This window comes from Aeromonas aquatica, from assembly GCF_000764655.1.
Classification (GTDB): Bacteria; Pseudomonadota; Gammaproteobacteria; order Enterobacterales; family Aeromonadaceae; genus Aeromonas; species Aeromonas aquatica.
The window spans coordinates 1-17636 of sequence record NZ_JRGL01000087.1; the positions used below are offsets into that span (position 1 = coordinate 1).

At 59.4% G+C, this 17636-nt stretch carries 16 protein-coding genes and 1 pseudogene; 15 read left to right on the forward strand and 2 right to left on the reverse strand.

The window, feature by feature from the left end:
* The 14 genes and pseudogenes from LG30_RS0108195 to LG30_RS0108255 all read left to right on the forward strand — a co-directional run.
* Positions 1-392 (forward strand): annotated as a pseudogene (locus tag LG30_RS0108195) (type VI secretion system tip protein VgrG); the annotation flags it as partial.
* Between the two features lie 9 nt (positions 393-401).
* Complete coding sequence (locus LG30_RS21140) at positions 402-2780, forward strand: glycoside hydrolase family 24 protein (RefSeq protein ID WP_052100911.1); 2379 nt, start codon at positions 402-404, stop codon at positions 2778-2780.
* Entirely contained in the window at positions 2770-3195 is a 426-nt protein-coding gene (locus LG30_RS21990) for a hypothetical protein (RefSeq protein ID WP_152599126.1), read from the forward strand. Before LG30_RS21140 ends, LG30_RS21990 begins: the two co-directional genes overlap by 11 nt.
* A gap of 1376 nt (positions 3196-4571) precedes the next feature.
* Positions 4572-5705 carry a hydrogenase 2 small subunit gene (hybO, locus tag LG30_RS0108205; RefSeq protein WP_033130221.1) on the forward strand — a complete coding sequence of 378 codons (1134 nt, stop codon included), beginning with the start codon at positions 4572-4574 and terminating at the stop codon, positions 5703-5705.
* Between the two features lie 2 nt (positions 5706-5707).
* Complete coding sequence (hybA, locus tag LG30_RS0108210; RefSeq protein WP_033130222.1) at positions 5708-6727, forward strand: hydrogenase 2 operon protein HybA; 1020 nt, start codon at positions 5708-5710, stop codon at positions 6725-6727.
* Positions 6720-7907: a Ni/Fe-hydrogenase cytochrome b subunit gene (hybB, locus tag LG30_RS0108215; RefSeq protein WP_033130223.1), complete on the forward strand. Its 1188-nt coding sequence runs from the start codon at positions 6720-6722 to the stop codon at positions 7905-7907. Before hybA ends, hybB begins: the two co-directional genes overlap by 8 nt.
* Entirely contained in the window at positions 7904-9607 is a 1704-nt protein-coding gene (gene hybC / locus LG30_RS0108220; protein WP_033130224.1) for a hydrogenase 2 large subunit, read from the forward strand. The genes hybB and hybC overlap by 4 nt, the downstream gene beginning before the upstream one ends.
* Positions 9607-10137, forward strand: a complete 531-nt coding sequence (locus LG30_RS0108225) for a HyaD/HybD family hydrogenase maturation endopeptidase (RefSeq protein ID WP_033130225.1) — start codon at positions 9607-9609, stop codon at positions 10135-10137. The genes hybC and LG30_RS0108225 overlap by 1 nt, the downstream gene beginning before the upstream one ends.
* Entirely contained in the window at positions 10119-10628 is a 510-nt protein-coding gene (hybE, locus tag LG30_RS0108230; protein ID WP_033130226.1) for a hydrogenase-2 assembly chaperone, read from the forward strand. The genes LG30_RS0108225 and hybE overlap by 19 nt, the downstream gene beginning before the upstream one ends.
* 105 nt (positions 10629-10733) lie before the next feature.
* Positions 10734-12314 (forward strand): ABC transporter substrate-binding protein, encoded by a 1581-nt coding sequence (locus LG30_RS0108235; protein WP_033130227.1) that lies wholly within the window; start codon positions 10734-10736, stop codon positions 12312-12314.
* On the forward strand, positions 12299-13309 hold the full coding sequence (locus tag LG30_RS0108240) for an ABC transporter permease (protein WP_033130228.1): 1011 nt from the start codon (positions 12299-12301) through the stop codon (positions 13307-13309). Before LG30_RS0108235 ends, LG30_RS0108240 begins: the two co-directional genes overlap by 16 nt.
* The gene (locus LG30_RS0108245; protein WP_033130229.1) at positions 13299-14111 is read left to right on the forward strand and encodes an ABC transporter permease; all 813 of its coding nucleotides are present in this window, start codon (positions 13299-13301) and stop codon (positions 14109-14111) included. The genes LG30_RS0108240 and LG30_RS0108245 overlap by 11 nt, the downstream gene beginning before the upstream one ends.
* Before the next feature lie 136 nt (positions 14112-14247).
* Positions 14248-15036 (forward strand): ATP-binding cassette domain-containing protein, encoded by a 789-nt coding sequence (locus tag LG30_RS0108250; RefSeq protein WP_033130230.1) that lies wholly within the window; start codon positions 14248-14250, stop codon positions 15034-15036.
* A gap of 302 nt (positions 15037-15338) precedes the next feature.
* A complete protein-coding gene (locus LG30_RS0108255; protein WP_033130231.1) occupies positions 15339-15986 on the forward strand; it encodes an ATP-binding cassette domain-containing protein in 648 nt (215 codons plus the stop codon).
* A 124-nt stretch (positions 15987-16110) separates the two neighbouring features.
* Here the strand turns inward: LG30_RS0108255 and hypB are convergent, their stop codons facing one another.
* Positions 16111-17061, reverse strand: a complete 951-nt coding sequence (hypB, locus tag LG30_RS0108260; RefSeq protein ID WP_420796342.1) for a hydrogenase nickel incorporation protein HypB — start codon at positions 17059-17061, stop codon at positions 16111-16113.
* Here hypB and LG30_RS22990 point away from each other — a divergent pair.
* Positions 16942-17292, forward strand: coding sequence for a hypothetical protein (locus LG30_RS22990; RefSeq protein ID WP_420796343.1), 351 nt, complete (start codon positions 16942-16944; stop codon positions 17290-17292). The genes hypB and LG30_RS22990 overlap by 120 nt on opposite strands.
* Here LG30_RS22990 and hypA read toward each other — a convergent pair.
* Positions 17270-17611: a hydrogenase maturation nickel metallochaperone HypA gene (gene hypA / locus LG30_RS0108265; protein WP_033130233.1), complete on the reverse strand. Its 342-nt coding sequence runs from the start codon at positions 17609-17611 to the stop codon at positions 17270-17272. The two genes, LG30_RS22990 and hypA, sit on opposite strands and share 23 nt — an antisense overlap.
* Positions 17612-17636: the final 25 nt, after the last annotated feature.

Consider the following 17636-nt stretch of genomic DNA (forward strand, 5'->3'; position numbering starts at 1 on the left):
AAGCCGATTACTCGCTCACAGTGGATGCCTCCCTGCACCAGAAGCTGGGGCAATCCCTGCTGGTACAGGCCGGGCAGGAGGTGCATATCAAGGTGGGGGACAAGCTGGTGCTGGAGGCGGGGGCCGAGATCACCCTCAAGGGCGGTGGCAGCTTCGTGAAAGTGGATCCGAGCGGCATCAAGCTGGTGGGGCCCGCCATCAAGCTCAATGCCGGCGGCAGCGCGGGTTCCGGTTCTGGCTGGGCAGGCAAGGCTCCGATCGTTCCCAAGGCGGTGGAAGTGGTCAAGGCGCCCGATGCGGTAGAGCTGCTCAAAGCCATTCCCACCGAGAAGGCGATGGAGGCGCTGCTCAAGGAGCAGAAACCCATGGCGTTCTACCTCTTTTCTGAATAAGGAGAAAGCATGAAGTTTGCATTTCCCATCCTCACGGCCAAAGGGGAAGAGTTCAAGGACGCCAAGGCGCTGACAGCGTTGATCAATGGGGAAAAGTCAGGTCACTATCTGCTCGGCAATCACAACAAGTGGCACGGTGGCATTCATATCAGCGACAAGAGCGCCCCTTGGTGCAAGGATAAATACCCCGTCAGGGCCATCGCCGATGGCAAGGTAGTGGCATTCAGGATGATGGAGGATTACCTGATCTCCGAATTCAAGGGAGAATCCCTGCGCTATTCCAACTGCTTCTGTCTGGTGCAGCATGAATATTGTGAAATGAATCCAGAGACAAAGGCGAAAAACGAGTTCACCTTCTATTCGCTCTATATGCACCTACTGCCTTGGCAGCATTATCAGAATACCGAGAAACTGGTGCTGAAAAAGAACTGGAATGCCCGCAATTCGGTGCCCCATGCCAACCCTGATGAGGATCAGAAGCGTGCCGATGCGGCCTTGCCCCGCTTCGCGCTACCCAAGGATACCGAGCTGGAAATAGACAGCGGTACCCCGCCGCAAAAAGGCATGGTAGGCGGCAAGGAGTATGACTTCATCAAGGTGACCATCAAGAGCCCGCTTTCCAGTACCCAAACAACAGAGGGTGAGAAAGCGGGGGTATTGGTCAGCGAAGGGAGTTCGGTCTGGATTGCCAATAGCCCGGATGCGGTGACTTTTATCAAACCCAATCTGCCAAGTTGGCTATTCGATCAGATAGACGCCGAGTTGCTGACCAATATGGCTGGTCGGGCAGATCCCACTCCTGATAATGAGACTGGTCGTCTGATGGCCGGCAGTAGCAGCGTCTCCCTGCCAGCGGGCACCAAAGTGCAGTATGATGCGCACCAACTCGAATTTCATTGGGTGGGTGACAAGGCGCGCAAGATGGCCAGATGCAAATATGTGATGCCGAGTGTGGACGGGGCGCCAGGAAGTTGTGGCTTGGCCTGGGTATGCGTGGAAGATGAATATATCAAGGTGAATGCGCGCGCACCGTCTCATCTTGGCGAGTTATATGTATTGTCTTCGCCGGTCGCCATCGCGGCGGGGGAGACCATCGGTTATCTCGGCCTGGTGGAAACACCGGGATCCCTGATGGGGGGAAAACAGAGCAAGCATCAGGTGCATCTTGAGGTCTTCACCCAGGATCCCAGACTGGACGATGTATTGTCCAACAAGGCCAATACAAAAGGCGGTGCTACCTATGCCAAGGTACCGGCAGAGCTTGTCTTGCATGAGAAGCAAAAACAGGATGGTAAAGATCAGTGGGTGAAGACCGAGGGCAAGAGCCTGGAAGATCTGATTGAATCGCCCATGCTGGAGAAAGATGACGCAAAGAAGGAATGGGTCTGCGTCTCGTCAGGAAAATATGTCGAGAAATCGCAAGTCGAGCTGCTGAGTCAACATGACTGGCTGAAGCTCGGTTTTAAAAAGATCGATGGCTCTGGCTCCGATGGCTATCTGGATCCCGATGCGCCGCCTGCATTCTTTACCAATCTGGTAAAAAGTTTTGATACCGATGGCAATGGTGAACTTAGCAGTGAAGAGCTCCAGGCTGCACTGCAAAATAGCGGTAATGCCGATCAACTTCATAAGCTAATCGTCAAGCACCCCAGCGAGTGGTACGAAAAATCCTCGGCCAGCAGTTATCTATGGCTGGACAAGTTAATGGCCAAGATTGGTCTGCCCGATTTTGACCAACTGGTGGATCATGAAAAACAGCGGATCGATAAGCTGGAGTGGATGCAGAGTGCTGCCAAGTTAAAGTTTGAGAAGGAGATTTGGCATCTATACCCATTACTTTATTTGCAAACAAATTTAGTACCGACGTTAAGTGATGCTCGAGTTAGAGCTTTTATGAGAATGCTACGAGTAGGTGAAGGTACTATTGGAGATAAAGGATATGAAACGCTCTTTAGTGGCAAGTCATTTATAAAGGATTACAGTCGAGACTTTTCTGATCATCCTAGAATAAAAATAAAATCTGGTAAGTTGATTTCCAGTGCGGCAGGGGCATACCAAGTAATGGGTTATACGTGGGATGACCCATCGATGGTTAAGGCTAGGAAAGAATATAATGTAAATGACTTCTCTCCATTGTCCCAAGATATTTTTTGCCTTATCTTATTTAAGAAGAAAAGGGAAGGGACATTGGATAAAATAAGACGAGGTGAAATTGAGGGAGCATTAGATAAGTTAAGTTATGAGTGGGCAAGTCTTCCACCTGGCCGATATGGGCAACCATCAAAAACGATGGGAGAGGCATTGTCTATTTTTGATCAATATTTAAAAGAAGAACTTGATGGAAAAACGGACTTAAAAATATCTTTTGGGGTGACAAATGAGTTTTAGAATTTATTTTTTTATTTTTACATTTTTATTTTCATTTAATGTTGGTGCCAATGAACGGTGGGCCATTGATTGTGAATCAGGAATAGGGAATATTCTTTTTAAGAATAAAGGTGAAGCGGAGATGATAGTTAACTCAAATCAAATTGTAGTGGGTGCTGCAGTAGTTCGGAATGATAATTCATTATCGTTTTTTCTTGAAGAACCACTTGATTTGGGGCGGGGAGGGATGATGCTTAATTGGGATGAATTTTCCAAGAAAAATGCTATTGCCGATGCTGTAATAAGTGGCGATAAGATGAAGTTATCATGGAAGGGCTTTTTCGAAAAAAATACATCAAAATATATATGGAAAGCAGACTCTGATTTTTCTGCGTTAAGTGATAAAAATTATATCGTCATAAATAAATGCGAGTGAAATGTATTTAACATCTCTTGATAGATTATAGAGGCACTGGCGATAGTCAGTGCTTTTTATCACCTCAGATTGAATTATCCATGTAGTAGAAGCATTTCACTATAATCGCTTAAATATAACAAGTCGATATCCTTTACTATCAATAACTTTAGTGAATTACATGAAATAATATAATATTACAAAGCGAATGTACGGGTGAGTGTAGGCATGAATAAATGAGGTTGTTTTGAAATTAAATACCCGTCTATGCTCGTTTCTTTAGCAACACTTTCGTTAGCCGTTACATGCTAACGGAGAAGATAATAGCTTATGTCTATCTGATGAAATAAAAATAGCAGTATGTCATATAGATGAAAGAAAACAAAGGTTGGTGTCATTTTGTTTAGATAAGAATAAGCTGTCGATTTGGTAAAAAAGATGCTGTGGAGTTGGTTTTAAATTTTGATGATAGAAACCAACTTCAACGATGGACTGATATGGGAACATATACTGTTTATTTTGGTTTTAAACGTGAATAATATTATATATTTGGTGTTCCGCAGAAAACACTGGATGCAAAGGCATTTCTTACTGTCAATAAAAGCAATGTTGAGTTAGATCTTGATAATTTCTGTGTAAGCAATCCATTTGGCGAAAAAATATATCTAGTCATGCGATAATCGATATTGATGATAACGTAGTAAGAGATAATGAATTCAATTTCCCTAATTGATTAGTGCCCTTGCTAGTGGTCTCGAACACCGGCTTCAAGCCGGTGTTTTTTTATGTCGTTTGAGTTCATGTCTTATTCGAGACCTATATCACATTTGTTTTGAACAGTACCCTCCTACCCAGCCCCATAGGGGACCCTCCTAAACATTCTTGATCGGGGCGATAGAAGGCCATTATAGAGGTCTATATGAGGCTCTTTATATCACCTCTAGGATCGTGCTTCATTTCAAGCCTTAACCTCGTTCAGCTAACATCGATTTTTTGATTAATTAATTCAGGGTTTTGTGACTTCTGGTTGCGATCACACCGGGCACTACTGATCTCGGAATTGCGACCAGAATCGGACAGGGGCTAATAACAGCTGCGAATGATAAATGCTGTGACAACGCTTTCATTTTAAACCACCGAATGCCGGGAATAGGCCGAAGTTTAAATGTGGTTAATTCATGATTGTCATAAATTAACCCTTAATGGGTAATTTTTGTTTGAGAATGATTTTCGATAACTCATTGCTGTGTATGGCTTTTTTAGAAACACTTGATGAGTTTTATCGGCGGCTAATGTCCCTTGACTTGATAGAGATCAACATACAGAGCGAAGGGGAGGCATAGCATTCCCGCCATTAAGCATTTGTCAAACAATGCTCACTGACGGGAATAAAAAGAATGGTCGAGGATACATTTTTATCGGCTCATGGAATTAATCGCCGTGATTTTATGAAATTGTGCGCCGGGATGGCCGCAACCCTGGGGTTAAGCCAGAATGCCGTGGCCAAGATGGCCACCGCACTCACCAGTCCCGAGCGGCCTCCGGTGATCTGGATTGGGGCGCAGGAGTGTACCGGTTGTACCGAGTCGCTGCTGCGCGCCACTCACCCCACCATCGAGAACCTGATCCTCAACACCATTTCGCTGGAGTACCACGAGGTGCTTTCGGCGGCCTTTGGTCATCAGGCGGAAGAGAACAAGCACAACGCCATCAAGCGTTATAAAGGCAAGTATGTGCTGGTGGTGGATGGCTCCATTCCGCTCAAGGATGGGGGTGTCTACTGCATGGTGGCCGGCGAGCCCATCGTCGATCACATCCGCCGTGCGGCTGCCGATGCGGCCGCCGTCATCGCCATCGGCTCCTGCTCCGCCTGGGGGGGGGTGCCCGCCAGCGGCAGCAATCCCACCGGGGCCGTCAGCCTGGAGGAGGCGCTCGGCAATATCGGCACCCCTCTCATCAATATTCCCGGCTGCCCGCCGAACCCCCATAACTTCCTCACCACGGTCGCCTACTACATCACCTACGGCAAGTTGCCGGCGCTGGATGCCAAGAAGCGGCCGTTGTTTGCCTATGAGCGGCTCATCCACGAGAACTGCGAGCGTCGCCCGCACTTCGATGCCGGCCGCTTCGCCAAGGAATTTGGGGACGAAGGCCACCGGCAGGGCTGGTGTCTTTATCACCTTGGTTGCAAGGGGCCCGAGACCTACGGCAACTGCTCGACCCTGGAGTTCTGCGACGTGGGCGGCGGCATCTGGCCGGTTGGGATCGGTCACCCTTGCTACGGCTGCAACGAGCAGGGGGTCGGCTTTAGCAAGGGGATCTTCCAGCTCGCCAAGGTGGAGAATCCCACCCCGCGAGTAGAGAAACCCGACGTGGCCATCCAGGAGGGGGGGCATGTGTCGCCCACGGCCACCGGCCTCATCGGCGGCGCCCTCGGGGCGCTGGCGGGGGTCAGCCTGATGACGGTGCGTGAACTCGGTCGCCAGCAGAAACGCCACGAAGACGGGCAGCACCCATCACGGGAGGAGTGACCGTGAACAGACGCAACTTCCTGAAATTTGCCTCCGTCGGTGCGCTGGCGGCGGGCACTACTGTGCCGGGTACGGCGCTGGCGGCGGCCAAGAACAAGCCGCCCATTCCCGGGTCGCTGGGCATGCTCTACGACTCCACCCTCTGCGTCGGCTGCCAGGCCTGCGTGGCCGAGTGTCAGCGGCTCAACGGCAACCCGGCCAGTCCGGCCGGTGAGCAGACCTGGTCCAACAACGACAAACTGACGCCCTACACCAACAACATCATTCAGGTGTGGAAGAGCGGAACGGGGGAGCGCAAGGATCAGCTGGTGGATGGCTATGCCTACATCAAGAAGCAGTGCATGCACTGCGTCGATCCCAACTGCGTCTCCGTCTGTCCGGTGCAGGCCCTCAAGAAGGATCCCAAGACCGGCATAGTTCACTACGACCCGGATGTCTGCACCGGATGCCGCTACTGCATGGTGGGCTGCCCGTTCGACGTGCCCAAGTACGACTACGACAACCCGCTCGGCGCCATCCACAAGTGCGAGCTGTGCAACCAGAAGGGGCTTGCGCGCATCGATCAGGGCAAGCTGCCCGGCTGTGTCGAGGTCTGTCCCACCGGCGCCGTCATCTTCGGTACCCGCGAGGATCTGATGGCCGAGGCCAGGCGCCGTCTGCTGGCGACCCCCGGCAGCGAGTACGTCTACCCGCGCCAGACGCTCACCGCCAACGATCCCTATCGCCACCAGGTGCCGAGCTATCAGCCCTATGTCTATGGCGAGAAGGAGGGGGGCGGCACCCAGGTGCTGGTGCTGGCCGGGGTGCCTTATACCAAGCTCGACATGCCGGACTTGCCGGAGCTCTCCTCCGGCGCCCGCTCCGAGCACATCCAGCACACCCTCTACAAGGGGATGGTGCTGCCTCTGGTGGTGCTGACTGGTCTCTCCGTGCTGATCCGGCGCAATGCCAAGAAACACGAACAGGATCATGACCAGGAGCCTGGGCAAGGAAAAGAGAAGGGAGGCGACGACCATGAGTGAACATAAAGCCCGTCCGCTCGGCGGCAAGCTGGTCAGCTGGCCGGTCATCGTGCTGGCGCCTTTCGTCGTCCTGTGCGGCATCCTGATCTTGAAGCGCCTCATCTTCGGGTTGGGCTCGGTGACGGACTTGAACGGCGGCTACCCCTGGGGGCTCTGGATCTCCTTTGATCTGCTGATCGGGACAGGGTTTGCCTGCGGTGGCTGGGCCCTGGCCTGGGCCGTCTACGTCTTCAACAAGGGCGAATATCACCCTCTGGTGCGACCGGCGCTCTTGGCCAGCCTGTTTGGCTATTCCCTCGGCGGTCTCTCCATCACCATAGACGTGGGCCGTTACTGGAACCTGCCTTACTTCTACATTCCGGGTTTCTTCAACACCTCCTCGGTGCTGTTCGAGACGGCGGTCTGCATGACCATCTACATAGGGGTCATGGCGCTGGAGTTTGCCCCCGTGCTGATGGAGAAGTTCGGCTGGAAGGTCTCCCTTGCGCGGATCAACAAGGTCATGTTCTTCATCCTGGCGCTGGGGGCCCTGCTGCCCACCATGCACCAGTCCTCCATGGGATCCCTGATGATAGTGGCGGGGGAGAAGATACATCCGCTCTGGCAAAGCTATGAGCTGCTGCCGGTCTTCTCCTTGCTGACCGCCTTCATCATGGGTTTCTCCATAGTGGTGTTCGAAGGCTCCCTGGTGCAAGCCGGGCTCGCGGGGCGCGGCCCCAACGAGAAGCCGCTGTTCTACAAGCTGACCCAGGTGATCGACATCTTCCTGATCCTGTTTGTGGCGCTGCGCTTTGCCGAGATCGTCATCAACGACAAGTCGGAGTACCTCTCCGAGTTCAACCGCTACGCCGTCATGTTCTGGAGCGAGATCGCGCTGATGATCTTCCCGCTGCTGGTGTTCCATTGGGACAAGAGCCGCCGGGATTCCCGCATGTTGTTCCTGGGGGCCCTCAGCATGCTGCTGGGCGCCGCCCTCTGGCGACTGGACTACTCACTGCTCGCCTTCAATCCAGGCAATGGCTATCACTACTTCCCCAGTGCCGAAGAGGTGCTGATCTCCCTTGGCTTCGTTGCCATCGAGGTCTGTGCCTATCTGCTGCTGATCCGGCTGTTACCGGTGCTGCCATCGCTTGAACGTGTTCACCAAGATTATCAGGCCCAAGGGAAAGTCAACGTATGAGCCAACGTATCACCATAGACCCCATCACCCGTATCGAGGGGCACCTGCGTATCGACTGCGAGATCGACGGCGGCGTCGTCACCAAGGCCTGGTCATCCGGCACCATGTGGCGCGGCATGGAGGAGATCCTCAAGGGCAACGATCCGCGCGACGCCTGGATGATAGTGCAGCGCATCTGCGGGGTCTGCACCTCGATCCACGCCATCGCCTCGGTGCGGGCGGTGGAGAATGCCATCGGCGCCAAGGTGCCGGTCAACGCGCAATTCATCCGCAACCTCATCATCGCGGCCCACAACATCCACGATCACATAGTCCACTTCTACCAGCTCTCCGCGCTGGACTGGGTGGACATCACGGCGGCGCTGCAGGCCAATCCGCAAAAAGCGGCGGGCATCCTTAAAGGGGTGTCGACCTGGTCCCTCAACAGCGCCGAGGAGCTGACCAAGGTGCAGGAGAAGATCCGCGCCCTGGTGGCGAGCGGCCAGCTCGGCATCTTCGCCAACGGCTATTGGGGCCACAAGGCGATGAAGCTGAGCCCTGAGGTGAACCTCATCGCCGTGGCTCACTACCTGCAAGCCCTGGAGTGCCAGCGCGATGCCAACCGCATCGTCGCCATTCTGGGGGGCAAGACGCCCCACATCCAGAACCTGGCGGTGGGCGGGGTGGCCAACCCCATCAACCTGGATGCGCCCAGCGTGCTCAACCTCGAGCGGCTGCTCTATGTGAAAACCTTCATCGATCGGCTCGGCGAGTTCATCGAGCAGGTCTACAAGGTGGATGCCGCCATCATCGCCGCCCACTACCCCGAGTGGCTGGCGCTGGGGCAGGGTGCCAAGCACTATCTGAGCGTGCCCGAGCTCCCCACCGATGCCGACGGCGGCAGCTTCCTGATGCCGGGCGGCTACATCGAGAACGGCGATCTGGCGAATTACCGCCCCATCGAGAGTCACCAGGATGCCTGGCTGATGGAGGGCATCGCCGAGAGCAACAAGCACGCCTGGTACAAGGACGATGCCCCGCTCAAGCCCTGGGAGGGCAAGACGGAGCCGAACTACACCGGTTGGCAGGATGACGGCAAGTACTCCTGGGTCAAATCCCCCACCTTCTACGGCAAGGTGGTCGAAGTGGGCCCGCTCGCCGACTTGCTGGTGAAGCTGGCGGCCAAGCACCCGGGCACTGTGACCCATTTCGATCAGCTCAACGGCATCTACCAGGCCCTGACCGGCTCGGCCATCAAGCCTGCGCAGCTGCACTCCACCATGGGTCGCATCATAGGCCGGGCGGTGCGCTGCTGCGTGTTGAAAGACACCTTGTCCCACCAGTGGCAGGCGCTCATCGACAACATCGGCAAGGGGGACTTCAGCGCCTACATCAAGGCCGAGATCCCGGCGGACAAGGAGTTTCGCGGGGTGGGCTTCGAGGAGGCGCCGCGCGGCATGCTCTCCCACTGGATCGTCATCAAGGGCGGCAAGATCGAGAACTATCAGGCGGTGGTGCCGTCGACCTGGAACTCGGGCCCGCGCAACTTCAACGACGAGCCCGGTCCCTACGAGCAGGCGTTGGTCGGCACCCCGGTGGCGGATCCCGCCAAGCCGCTCGAGGTGGTGCGCACCATCCACTCGTTCGATCCCTGCATGTCCTGCGCGGTGCACGTGGTGGACACCCAGAACGGGGAAGTGACCCAGGTGAAGGTGCTGTGATGAACACCTTGATCCTGGGGGTCGGCAACCTGCTGCTGAGCGACGAGGCCGTCGGGGTGCGCATCGTCGAGGCGCTGGAGCGCGAATACCGTTTCGCCCCCGGCATCGACTTGCTCGATGGCGGCACCGCCGGCATGGAGCTGCTGGAGGAGATGGCGAACCGCGACCACCTCATACTGGTGGACGCGGTGCGCAGCGGCAATCCGCCCGGCACCGTCGTCACCCTGAAGGATGAGGAGATCCCGACCCTGTTTGGCCGCAAGATCTCCCCCCATCAGCTCGGGCTGGCGGACGTGCTGTCGGCGCTGCACATGACCGGGGAGTCGCCCAGGCGGCTCAGCCTGATCGGGGTCGAGCCAGAATCCCTCGAACCCCGCATCGGCCTCACCTCTGTGGTGGCGGCGGCGATGGGGGAGGCGAGGGCGCGGATCCTGAACCTGCTGGCCGAGGCCGGTTGCCCGGCCATTCCCCTTTCCGAACAGGAAAGGGCCGCACGAGAGCAGGAGGGCGCATGGCGCAACCCCATCTGACCGAGGCAGCGGACGCGGTGGAGAAGCTTGCGGGTTTTGCCGCCGATCCCGCCCCCCTGCTGGTGGCCCAGTACGAGCGCATCGCCCGCGAGCAGATGGCCGATCTGCCCTTCTACCACTCCGCCATGCCCATAGTGGCCGAGTGCGTGTTGTTCGAAGATCAGTGGCTCGGCTGCGTGCTCACCCCCTGGATGCTGAGCGTGGTGGTGTTGCCCGGACCGGATCAGCGCTGGCCAAGGCGCGGCAGCGGCGAGCGGCTCGCCCTGCAACTGCCCTGTGGTGACATGACCTTCATGGTGGGGGAGCTGCCCGAAATAGGCCAGATGCTCGCCTGCTCGCTGATGTCGCCGCTCGACCCGCACCTGGAGGCCGAGACGGGCAGGGCGCTGGTGGCCAGCACCCTCAGGATGCTGCACTCCCTGCCGCTGCAACAGGGCACAGGGGCGGTGGATCTGGGGCGCAGGCGGCTGTTTGGCGCGAGAGAGCGCTAGCCTGCCGGCACCGGCAAAGATAGACATGGGGCCCATCAGGCCCCTCATTCGCTTTTAGTGGTGGCCACTTTTCTTCCCGGGTGGCAGCAAGAGACGAGAACATTGATGACGATCCAACCCCTTGGCGCCGCCGTGCTGCTGGCCCTCTCGATGGGCGCCGGCGCGCAGAGCGCCGCCCCCCAGCCCATACCCGCCGAGCTCAAGCTCGCCATCGGCAGCGAGCCCACCGAAGGCTTCGATCCGCTGCTCGGCTGGAGCCACGGCAGCTACCTGCTGCTGCACAGCCCGCTGCTCAAACAGGGGGCCGATCTCAGCTGGCAGAACCTGCTGACCGAGTCGGTCAGTCCGAGCGAGGATGGCAAGGGCTGGCTCATCCGCCTCAAGCCCAGCCTGAAGTTCTCCAACGGCGCGCCGCTCGATGCCGAGGATGTGGCCTTCACCTACAACAGTGCAGCCAAGGGCGGTGGCAAGATCGACATGGGCAACTTCGTCGCCGCCCGGGTGGTCTCCCCGCTGGAGGTGGCCATCAGTTTGAGCGCCCCCCAGAGCACCTTCGTCAACGTGCTGGGATCCCTCGGCATAGTGTCGAAGCGGGATTACGATCCCAAGCGCTACGCCCGCCAGCCCGTCGGCGCCGGCCCCTACCGGCTGCGCAGCTTCCTGCCCGGCCAGCAGCTGGTGGTGGAGGAAAACCCCTATTACGTCGGGGAGCACAACGATTTCAAGCGGCTGGTGTTCGTCTTCATCGACGAGGAGAGCGCCTATGCCGCCGCCCAGAGCGGCCAGCTCGACGTGGTGCGCATCGCCCCCTCCCTGGCGCCGACGGTGCCGGCGTCTCTCAAACTCTGGGTGCGCCCGAGCGTGGAGAACCGCGGCATCGTCTTCCCCATCCCGCCCGCCGGCGGCAAGGATGCCAAGGGAAACCCCGTCGGCAACGACATAACCTCGGACGTGGCGGTGCGCCGCGCCATCAACTACGCCATCGATCGCCAGCTGCTGGCCGATCAACTGCTGGAGGGGCATGCCATCCCCGCCTACAGCGCGGTGCAGGGGCTGCCCTGGTACAACCCGGCCAGCGCCTTCAAGGACGGGGACCCCGCCCATGCCAATGCCCTGCTCGAAGCCGCTGGCTGGCAGCGGGGCAGTGACGGCATCCGCCACAAGGGCTCCCGGCGCGCCGCCTTCACCCTCTGGTACACCAGCGGTGACAGCACCCGGCGGGATCTGGCCGAAGCGGTGCGCGCCATGCTCAAGCCCATCGGTCTGGAGGTAAGCCTGAAGTCTGGCAGCTGGGAGCAGGTGGAGCGGGAGATGCACGCCAATCCGGTGATGATGGGCTGGGGGAGCCTGGATCCCATGGAGCTCTATCACCACTATCAGAGTGCCGCCGCCGGGGTCGAGTTCTACAATCCCGGCTACTACCGCAACGCCGCGGTGGATGCCCACCTCAAGCAGGCGCTGGATGCCCCGAACTGGCAGGCGGCCGTGCCGTTCTGGCAACAGGTCGAGTGGGATGGCAAGACAGGCGCCGGGGTGCAGGGGGACGCGGCCTGGGCCTGGTTGCTCAATGTGCAGCACAGCTATCTGGCCAACGCCTGCGTCGATCTCGGCAAGGGGGCGCCGGAAATCCACGGTAGCTGGTCCCTGTTGAACAACCTGCAGGATTGGCGGTGGACGTGCCGCTAAGATCGCCCCTGAGTCTGACCGGCAAGGCGCTGGGAAAGGCCCTGCTGCGGCTGGCAGGGCTGCTCGCGCTGGTGTCGCTCGCCAGCTTCGTGCTGCTGAGCTACTCCCCCATCGATCCCATCAAGGCCTATATCGGCAACGATCTGCTGCACGTGCCTCCCGAGCAATACGCCAGGATCGCCGCCCGCTGGGGGCTGGATCAGCCGCTGTGGCTGCGTTACTGGCACTGGTTCGGCCAGGTGCTGCGGGGGGATCTCGGCTACTCCATGCTCTACAACGCGCCTGTCACCGAGGTGATCGGCAGCCGTTTCGCCGCCTCTTTTGCGCTGCTGGCGGGGGCCTGGCTGCTGTCCGGCAGTCTCGGTGTGCTGCTGGGGCTTTTCGCTGGCCGCTACCTCAACCGCTGGCCGGACAGGCTCATCTGCCGCCTGGCTTACCTGCTCGCCTCCCTGCCCACCTTCTGGGTCGGCCTGCTGCTGCTCGCGCTCTTTGCGGTGCACTGGCCGCTGCTGCCGGTCTGCTGCGCCTGGACCCCGGGCCTCGGCGCGGACCAGGTGGACTGGGCCTTGCGGCTGCGCCACCTCATACTGCCGATCACCACCCTGGCGCTGCTCGGGATGGGCAACATCGCTCTGCATACCCGGGGCCGGGTGGCCGAGGTGCTCGGCAGCGACTTTATCCGCTACGCCCGCGCTCAGGGGGACGGCGGCTGGCCCATGCTGCGCTTTCACGTATTGCGCCACGCCCTGACCCCGGCCCTCTGCCTGCAATTTGCCTCCCTTGGCGAGCTTATCGGTGGATCCCTGCTGGCGGAGAAGGTATTCGCCTATCCGGGGCTGGGGCAGGCGACCGTGGATGCGGGGCTGCGCGGTGACATCCCCCTGCTGATGGGCATAGTGTTGTTCTGCACCCTGCTGGTGTTCTTGGGCAACAGCATGGCAAGCGGGTTGCTGGCCCGCATCAATCAGGGCTGGGAGGGGCGTCATGCTGTTTAATCCACTGCCTTCGCTGCTGCGACTCGGTTTTGCGTTGACCTGCCTGATCCTGCTGGCCTGCTATGGCTGGAGCCTGTCGGCTCAGGACGTGCCCATGGATCTGCTGTCCCGCCATCAGGCCCCCTCCATGTTGCACTGGTTCGGCACCGATCAGATGGGGCGGGATCTCTGGCAGCGCGCCTTCCAGGGCACCCTCACCAGCCTGGATCTCGGTGTCAGCACGGCGCTTTGCAGCGGCATGCTGGCCATGCTGGCCGCCAGCCTCTCGCTGCTGCATCCCAGATGCGACAGTGCGGTGCGCCTGGTCATCGACGCCATGCTGGCGCTGCCCCACATGCTGCTGTTGATCCTCATCTGCTTCACCCTGGGGGGCGGCATGCACGGGGTGATCCTGGCGGTGGCGTTGACCCACTGGCCCAAGCTCGCGCTGATCCTGCGGGCCGAGGCGAGGCGGATCGCCTGCAGCGACCATGTGGTGCTGGCTCGCTGCCAGGGCATGGGGCCGCTGCGGCGTTGGTGTGTTCATCTGCTGCCCGGCCTCTTGCCCCAGTGGTTTATCGGCACCCTGTTGATGTTTCCCCATGCGGTGCTGCACAGCGCCGCCTTAAGTTTTCTGGGGTTTGGTCTCGCGGCCCACGAGGCGTCGCTGGGGCTGCTGCTGGCCGATGCCCTGCGCTATCTGGCGGGGGGCGGCTGGTGGCTGGCGCTCTTCCCCGGCCTGATGTTGCTGCTGCTGGTGTTGCTGTTTGATCAGGCTACCCGCGCCCTGCAGCAGCTCTGGTTTGGGGGGGAACCATGCTGATACTTGAAACCGCCACCTGGCGTCAGCACAGTCTGGCTGGCGCTCTTCCTCAGTTTCATGATGTTGTCGCTGGCGCTGCTGTTCGATCAGGTTACTCGCGCGCCCTGCAGCAGCTCTGGTTTGGGAGCAATGAGCGATGTTGAGCTTCGAGCACGTCACCATAGAGGCGGCCCGCTACAGCTGGCTTGGCCGCCGTCGCTGGCAGCCGTTGCTGAGCGAGGTCAGCCTGCAGCTGGCTCCCGGCGAGATAGTGGCGCTGGTGGGGGGCAGCGGCGAGGGCAAGAGCCTGTTGCTGCAAAGCGCCCTCAGCTTGCTGCCGGACAACCTGCGCATGGGCGGCACCATCACCCTCGATGGTGCGTCCCTGTGTGACGAGGGCCGGGCCCGCTTGCGTGGCCATACCCTCTGCCATGTGCCGCAGGGGGTGAGTGCCCTCAACCCCTTGTTGACGGTGGAGCGCCAGCTCGGCCGCGCCGCCCGTCTCTGCGGCCAGAGCGGCTCCCACGAGCAGCTCAGCCGGCAATTGCTGAGATACCAATTGCCCGTGCAAACCCTCGCCCATTACCCGCGTCAGCTCTCCGGCGGCATGGCGAAACGCATCCTGGCCTGCGCCGCCGCGCTCAGCGGGGCGCGATATATTTTGGCAGACGAGATCACCGCCTGGCTCGATCAACCCCTGGCCTGCCAGCTGCTCACCCAGCTGCGCGAGCTGGCCCAGGAGGGCAGCGGCATCCTCTGGGTCACCCACGATCTGGCGCTGGCGGCTCGCTTCGCCGATCGCATCGTCGCGCTCCATCAGGGGCGGGTGAGCGACAGCCTGAGCAGCCAGCAGCTGCGGGCGGGGCAGGGCAGCGCCATGCTGCGGGCCCACTGGCAGGCGCTGCCGGAATTCAACTCACTCTTCGCGGCTTCAGAGGTTTCCTGATGGCTGAATCGCAATCTCTGATCTTCTCTCTGGCTGCGGCAGGTCGGTGGCAGGCGCTGCCGAAATGCAATTCATTCTTCGCGATACCGGAGGTCTCCTGATGATTGAGTCGCTGGAACGGATCGCTTGTCAGGCTGCGGGCATTCGGTGGCAGGCCTTGTCGGAGTTCAACTCACTCTTTTGCACGCCGGAGGTTTCTTGATGATTGAGTCGCAATCTTTGGCCTTCTCTCTGGCTACGGGTATTCGGTGGCAGGCGCTGCCGGGGTTCAATTCACTCTTCTCTGCACCGGAGGTCTGCTGATGTTCGAGGTACGGGATCTCAGCCTCCATCAAGGGGAACGCCCCCTCTGGCAGGGGCTGTCGTTGACTATCCAGGCGGGCGAGCGACTCGGTCTCTCGGCGCCGAGCGGCCATGGCAAGACCACCCTGGGGCGGGTGCTGGCGGGCTGGCAACCGGCAGGGGGGCAGCCGGGGGAAGGCAGTAAGATCTTGCTCGATGGCACTCCCTTGCCATCACGGGGTTACAACCCGGTGCAACTGGTGCCCCAGCATCCTGAGCTCAGCTTCAATCCCTATCGCAGCACCGGCCAGTCGCTGTGGGATGTCTGGCGCCCCGATGACGCCACGCTGGCGCGCTTTCTGATCAAGCCCGAGTGGTTATCCAGAAAACCGTCTCAGCTCTCCGGCGGTGAACTGGCCCGCATCGCCCTGCTGCGGGCGCTCGATCCCCGCACCCGCGTGCTTATCGCCGACGAGGTGACAGCCCAGCTCGATCCCCACATCCAGCGCCAGCTCTGGCAAGAGCTGATGCGCGAATGCGATACCCGGGGGCTCGGCATGCTGGTGTTCAGCCACCAGCAGGCGCTGCTACAGCAGGTGTGTCATCGAATCATCCGCTTTGGCGAGCAAGGAGAGCAGCGGAATACGCTAACCTATCACGCAGCCTGAGCATCTTCTGCTGTCAGAATAAAAAAGAGAGGGAGGCATCAGCCTCCCTCTCTTGTTATCAACATTCCCGGCACCTTGGTGGCGGTAGGTTCGATTAGCGCAGCGTAATCGGACGCTCGTAACCTCAGGCGCTGGCGAGCCAGTCGAGCCAGGCGTCCATCCCCTCGCCGGTGGTGGCGCTGAGCTGGATCACCTGGATGTAGGGGTTGACCCGCTTGGCATTCTCGATGCAGCGCGCCACGTCGAAACTGACATGGGGCAGCAGATCCGTCTTGTTGATGATCATCAGCTGGGCGGCGGCAAACATGTCAGGGTATTTCAGCGGCTTCTCCTCCCCCTCGGTGACCGAGAGGATGGCAACCTTGTACTTTTCGCCGAGATCGAAGCCGGCGGGGCAGACCAGATTGCCCACGTTCTCGATGAAGAGGATGCCCCCTTCATTGGCGGGCAGCTGGTGGCAGGCGTCGTGCACCATCTTGGCATCCAGGTGGCAACCCTTGCCGGTGTTGATCTGGATAGCGGGCACCCCGGTGGCCCGGATGCGATCCGCATCGGCACTGGTCTGCTGATCCCCCTCGATCACGGCGCAGGAGCGCTGGCCCTCCAGTCGGCGCAGGGTCTCGCACAGCAGGGTGGTCTTGCCCGAGCCCGGGCTCGACACCAGGTTCAGCACCAGCTGACCGGCCTGGTCGAAGTGCTCCCGGTTGTGGACCGCCAGCTTGTTGTTCTTGGCCAGCACATCCATCTCGATGGCGATCAGCTGACGCTGGCCCATGCCCGGCACCGACAGCCCCGCCGCGCCCTTGCCATAGTGCAGATCCGCATGCTGATGGGCATGGCCATGCTCGTGAGCGTGTTCGTGGTCATGGGAGTGGGCATGATGGTGCTCATGCTCATGCTCATGCTCATGTTTATGTTCATGGCCGTGATCGTGGGGGTGAGCATGATGATGCTCATGGTCGGCGGCGTGATCGTGGGGGTGAGCCTGATGATGCCCATGGTCGGCGGCGTGGTCATGGGGGTGAGCGTGATGATGCCCGTGAGCCTGAGGCTGGCCGGCCTGCACAGTGCCCACCCCGTGGTAGTGGTGATGGACATCCCCCTGATGGTGGTAGTGATGGTGAATGATCAGGGTGCGCGGCGCTGGCTGCCGATGAGCGTGCTCATGGTCGTGATCGTGGCCGTGCTCGGCATGATGCTGGTGTTCGTGCTGGTGTTCATGTTCATGTTCATGATCGTGCCCGGCGATTCGTGCCTGGCCGCATCCGCATACGCTACACATATCAACTTACCTCGATGTCGGTGATGCGCAGGCTATCGCCCTGCGCGACTCGTAATTTGTATCCGCCACACAGGGGGCAGGCCTGGCCGCGCTCGGTGAGGGTCACCGTCTTGCTGCAGTCGTAGCACCAGCCCTCGGCGGCCTGGTGCTGAAAATGCAAGCTGGCGCCCTCGACGGCCGTGCCTTTGGCGGCGGCCTCGAAGCAGAAGGCGATGGTATCGGGGTCGACGCAGGAGAAACTGCCGACCTCCAGCCAGAGTGCGGTGACCCTGGTAAAGCCGCGCTGGCTGGCCTGCTCGGCCGCCAGATCGATGGCCGCCATGGCAAGGGACATCTCGTGCATGATCAGGGCTCCTTTGGCCGGGTGC

Coding starts and splice junctions, on each gene's coding strand:
- LG30_RS21140 (WP_052100911.1), top strand. CDS start 402: ATGAAGTTTGCATTTCCCATCCTCACGGCCAAAGGGGAAGAGTTCAAG.
- LG30_RS21990 (WP_152599126.1), top strand. CDS start 2,770: ATGAGTTTTAGAATTTATTTTTTTATTTTTACATTTTTATTTTCATTT.
- hybO (WP_033130221.1), top strand. CDS start 4,572: ATGGTCGAGGATACATTTTTATCGGCTCATGGAATTAATCGCCGTGAT.
- hybB (WP_033130223.1), top strand. CDS start 6,720: ATGAGTGAACATAAAGCCCGTCCGCTCGGCGGCAAGCTGGTCAGCTGG.
- hybC (WP_033130224.1), top strand. CDS start 7,904: ATGAGCCAACGTATCACCATAGACCCCATCACCCGTATCGAGGGGCAC.
- LG30_RS0108225 (WP_033130225.1), top strand. CDS start 9,607: ATGAACACCTTGATCCTGGGGGTCGGCAACCTGCTGCTGAGCGACGAG.
- hybE (WP_033130226.1), top strand. CDS start 10,119: ATGGCGCAACCCCATCTGACCGAGGCAGCGGACGCGGTGGAGAAGCTT.
- LG30_RS0108235 (WP_033130227.1), top strand. CDS start 10,734: ATGACGATCCAACCCCTTGGCGCCGCCGTGCTGCTGGCCCTCTCGATG.
- LG30_RS0108245 (WP_033130229.1), top strand. CDS start 13,299: ATGCTGTTTAATCCACTGCCTTCGCTGCTGCGACTCGGTTTTGCGTTG.
- LG30_RS0108250 (WP_033130230.1), top strand. CDS start 14,248: ATGTTGAGCTTCGAGCACGTCACCATAGAGGCGGCCCGCTACAGCTGG.
- LG30_RS0108255 (WP_033130231.1), top strand. CDS start 15,339: ATGTTCGAGGTACGGGATCTCAGCCTCCATCAAGGGGAACGCCCCCTC.
- LG30_RS22990 (WP_420796343.1), top strand. CDS start 16,942: ATGGTCGGCGGCGTGATCGTGGGGGTGAGCCTGATGATGCCCATGGTC.
- hypA (WP_033130233.1), bottom strand. CDS start 17,611: ATGCACGAGATGTCCCTTGCCATGGCGGCCATCGATCTGGCGGCCGAG.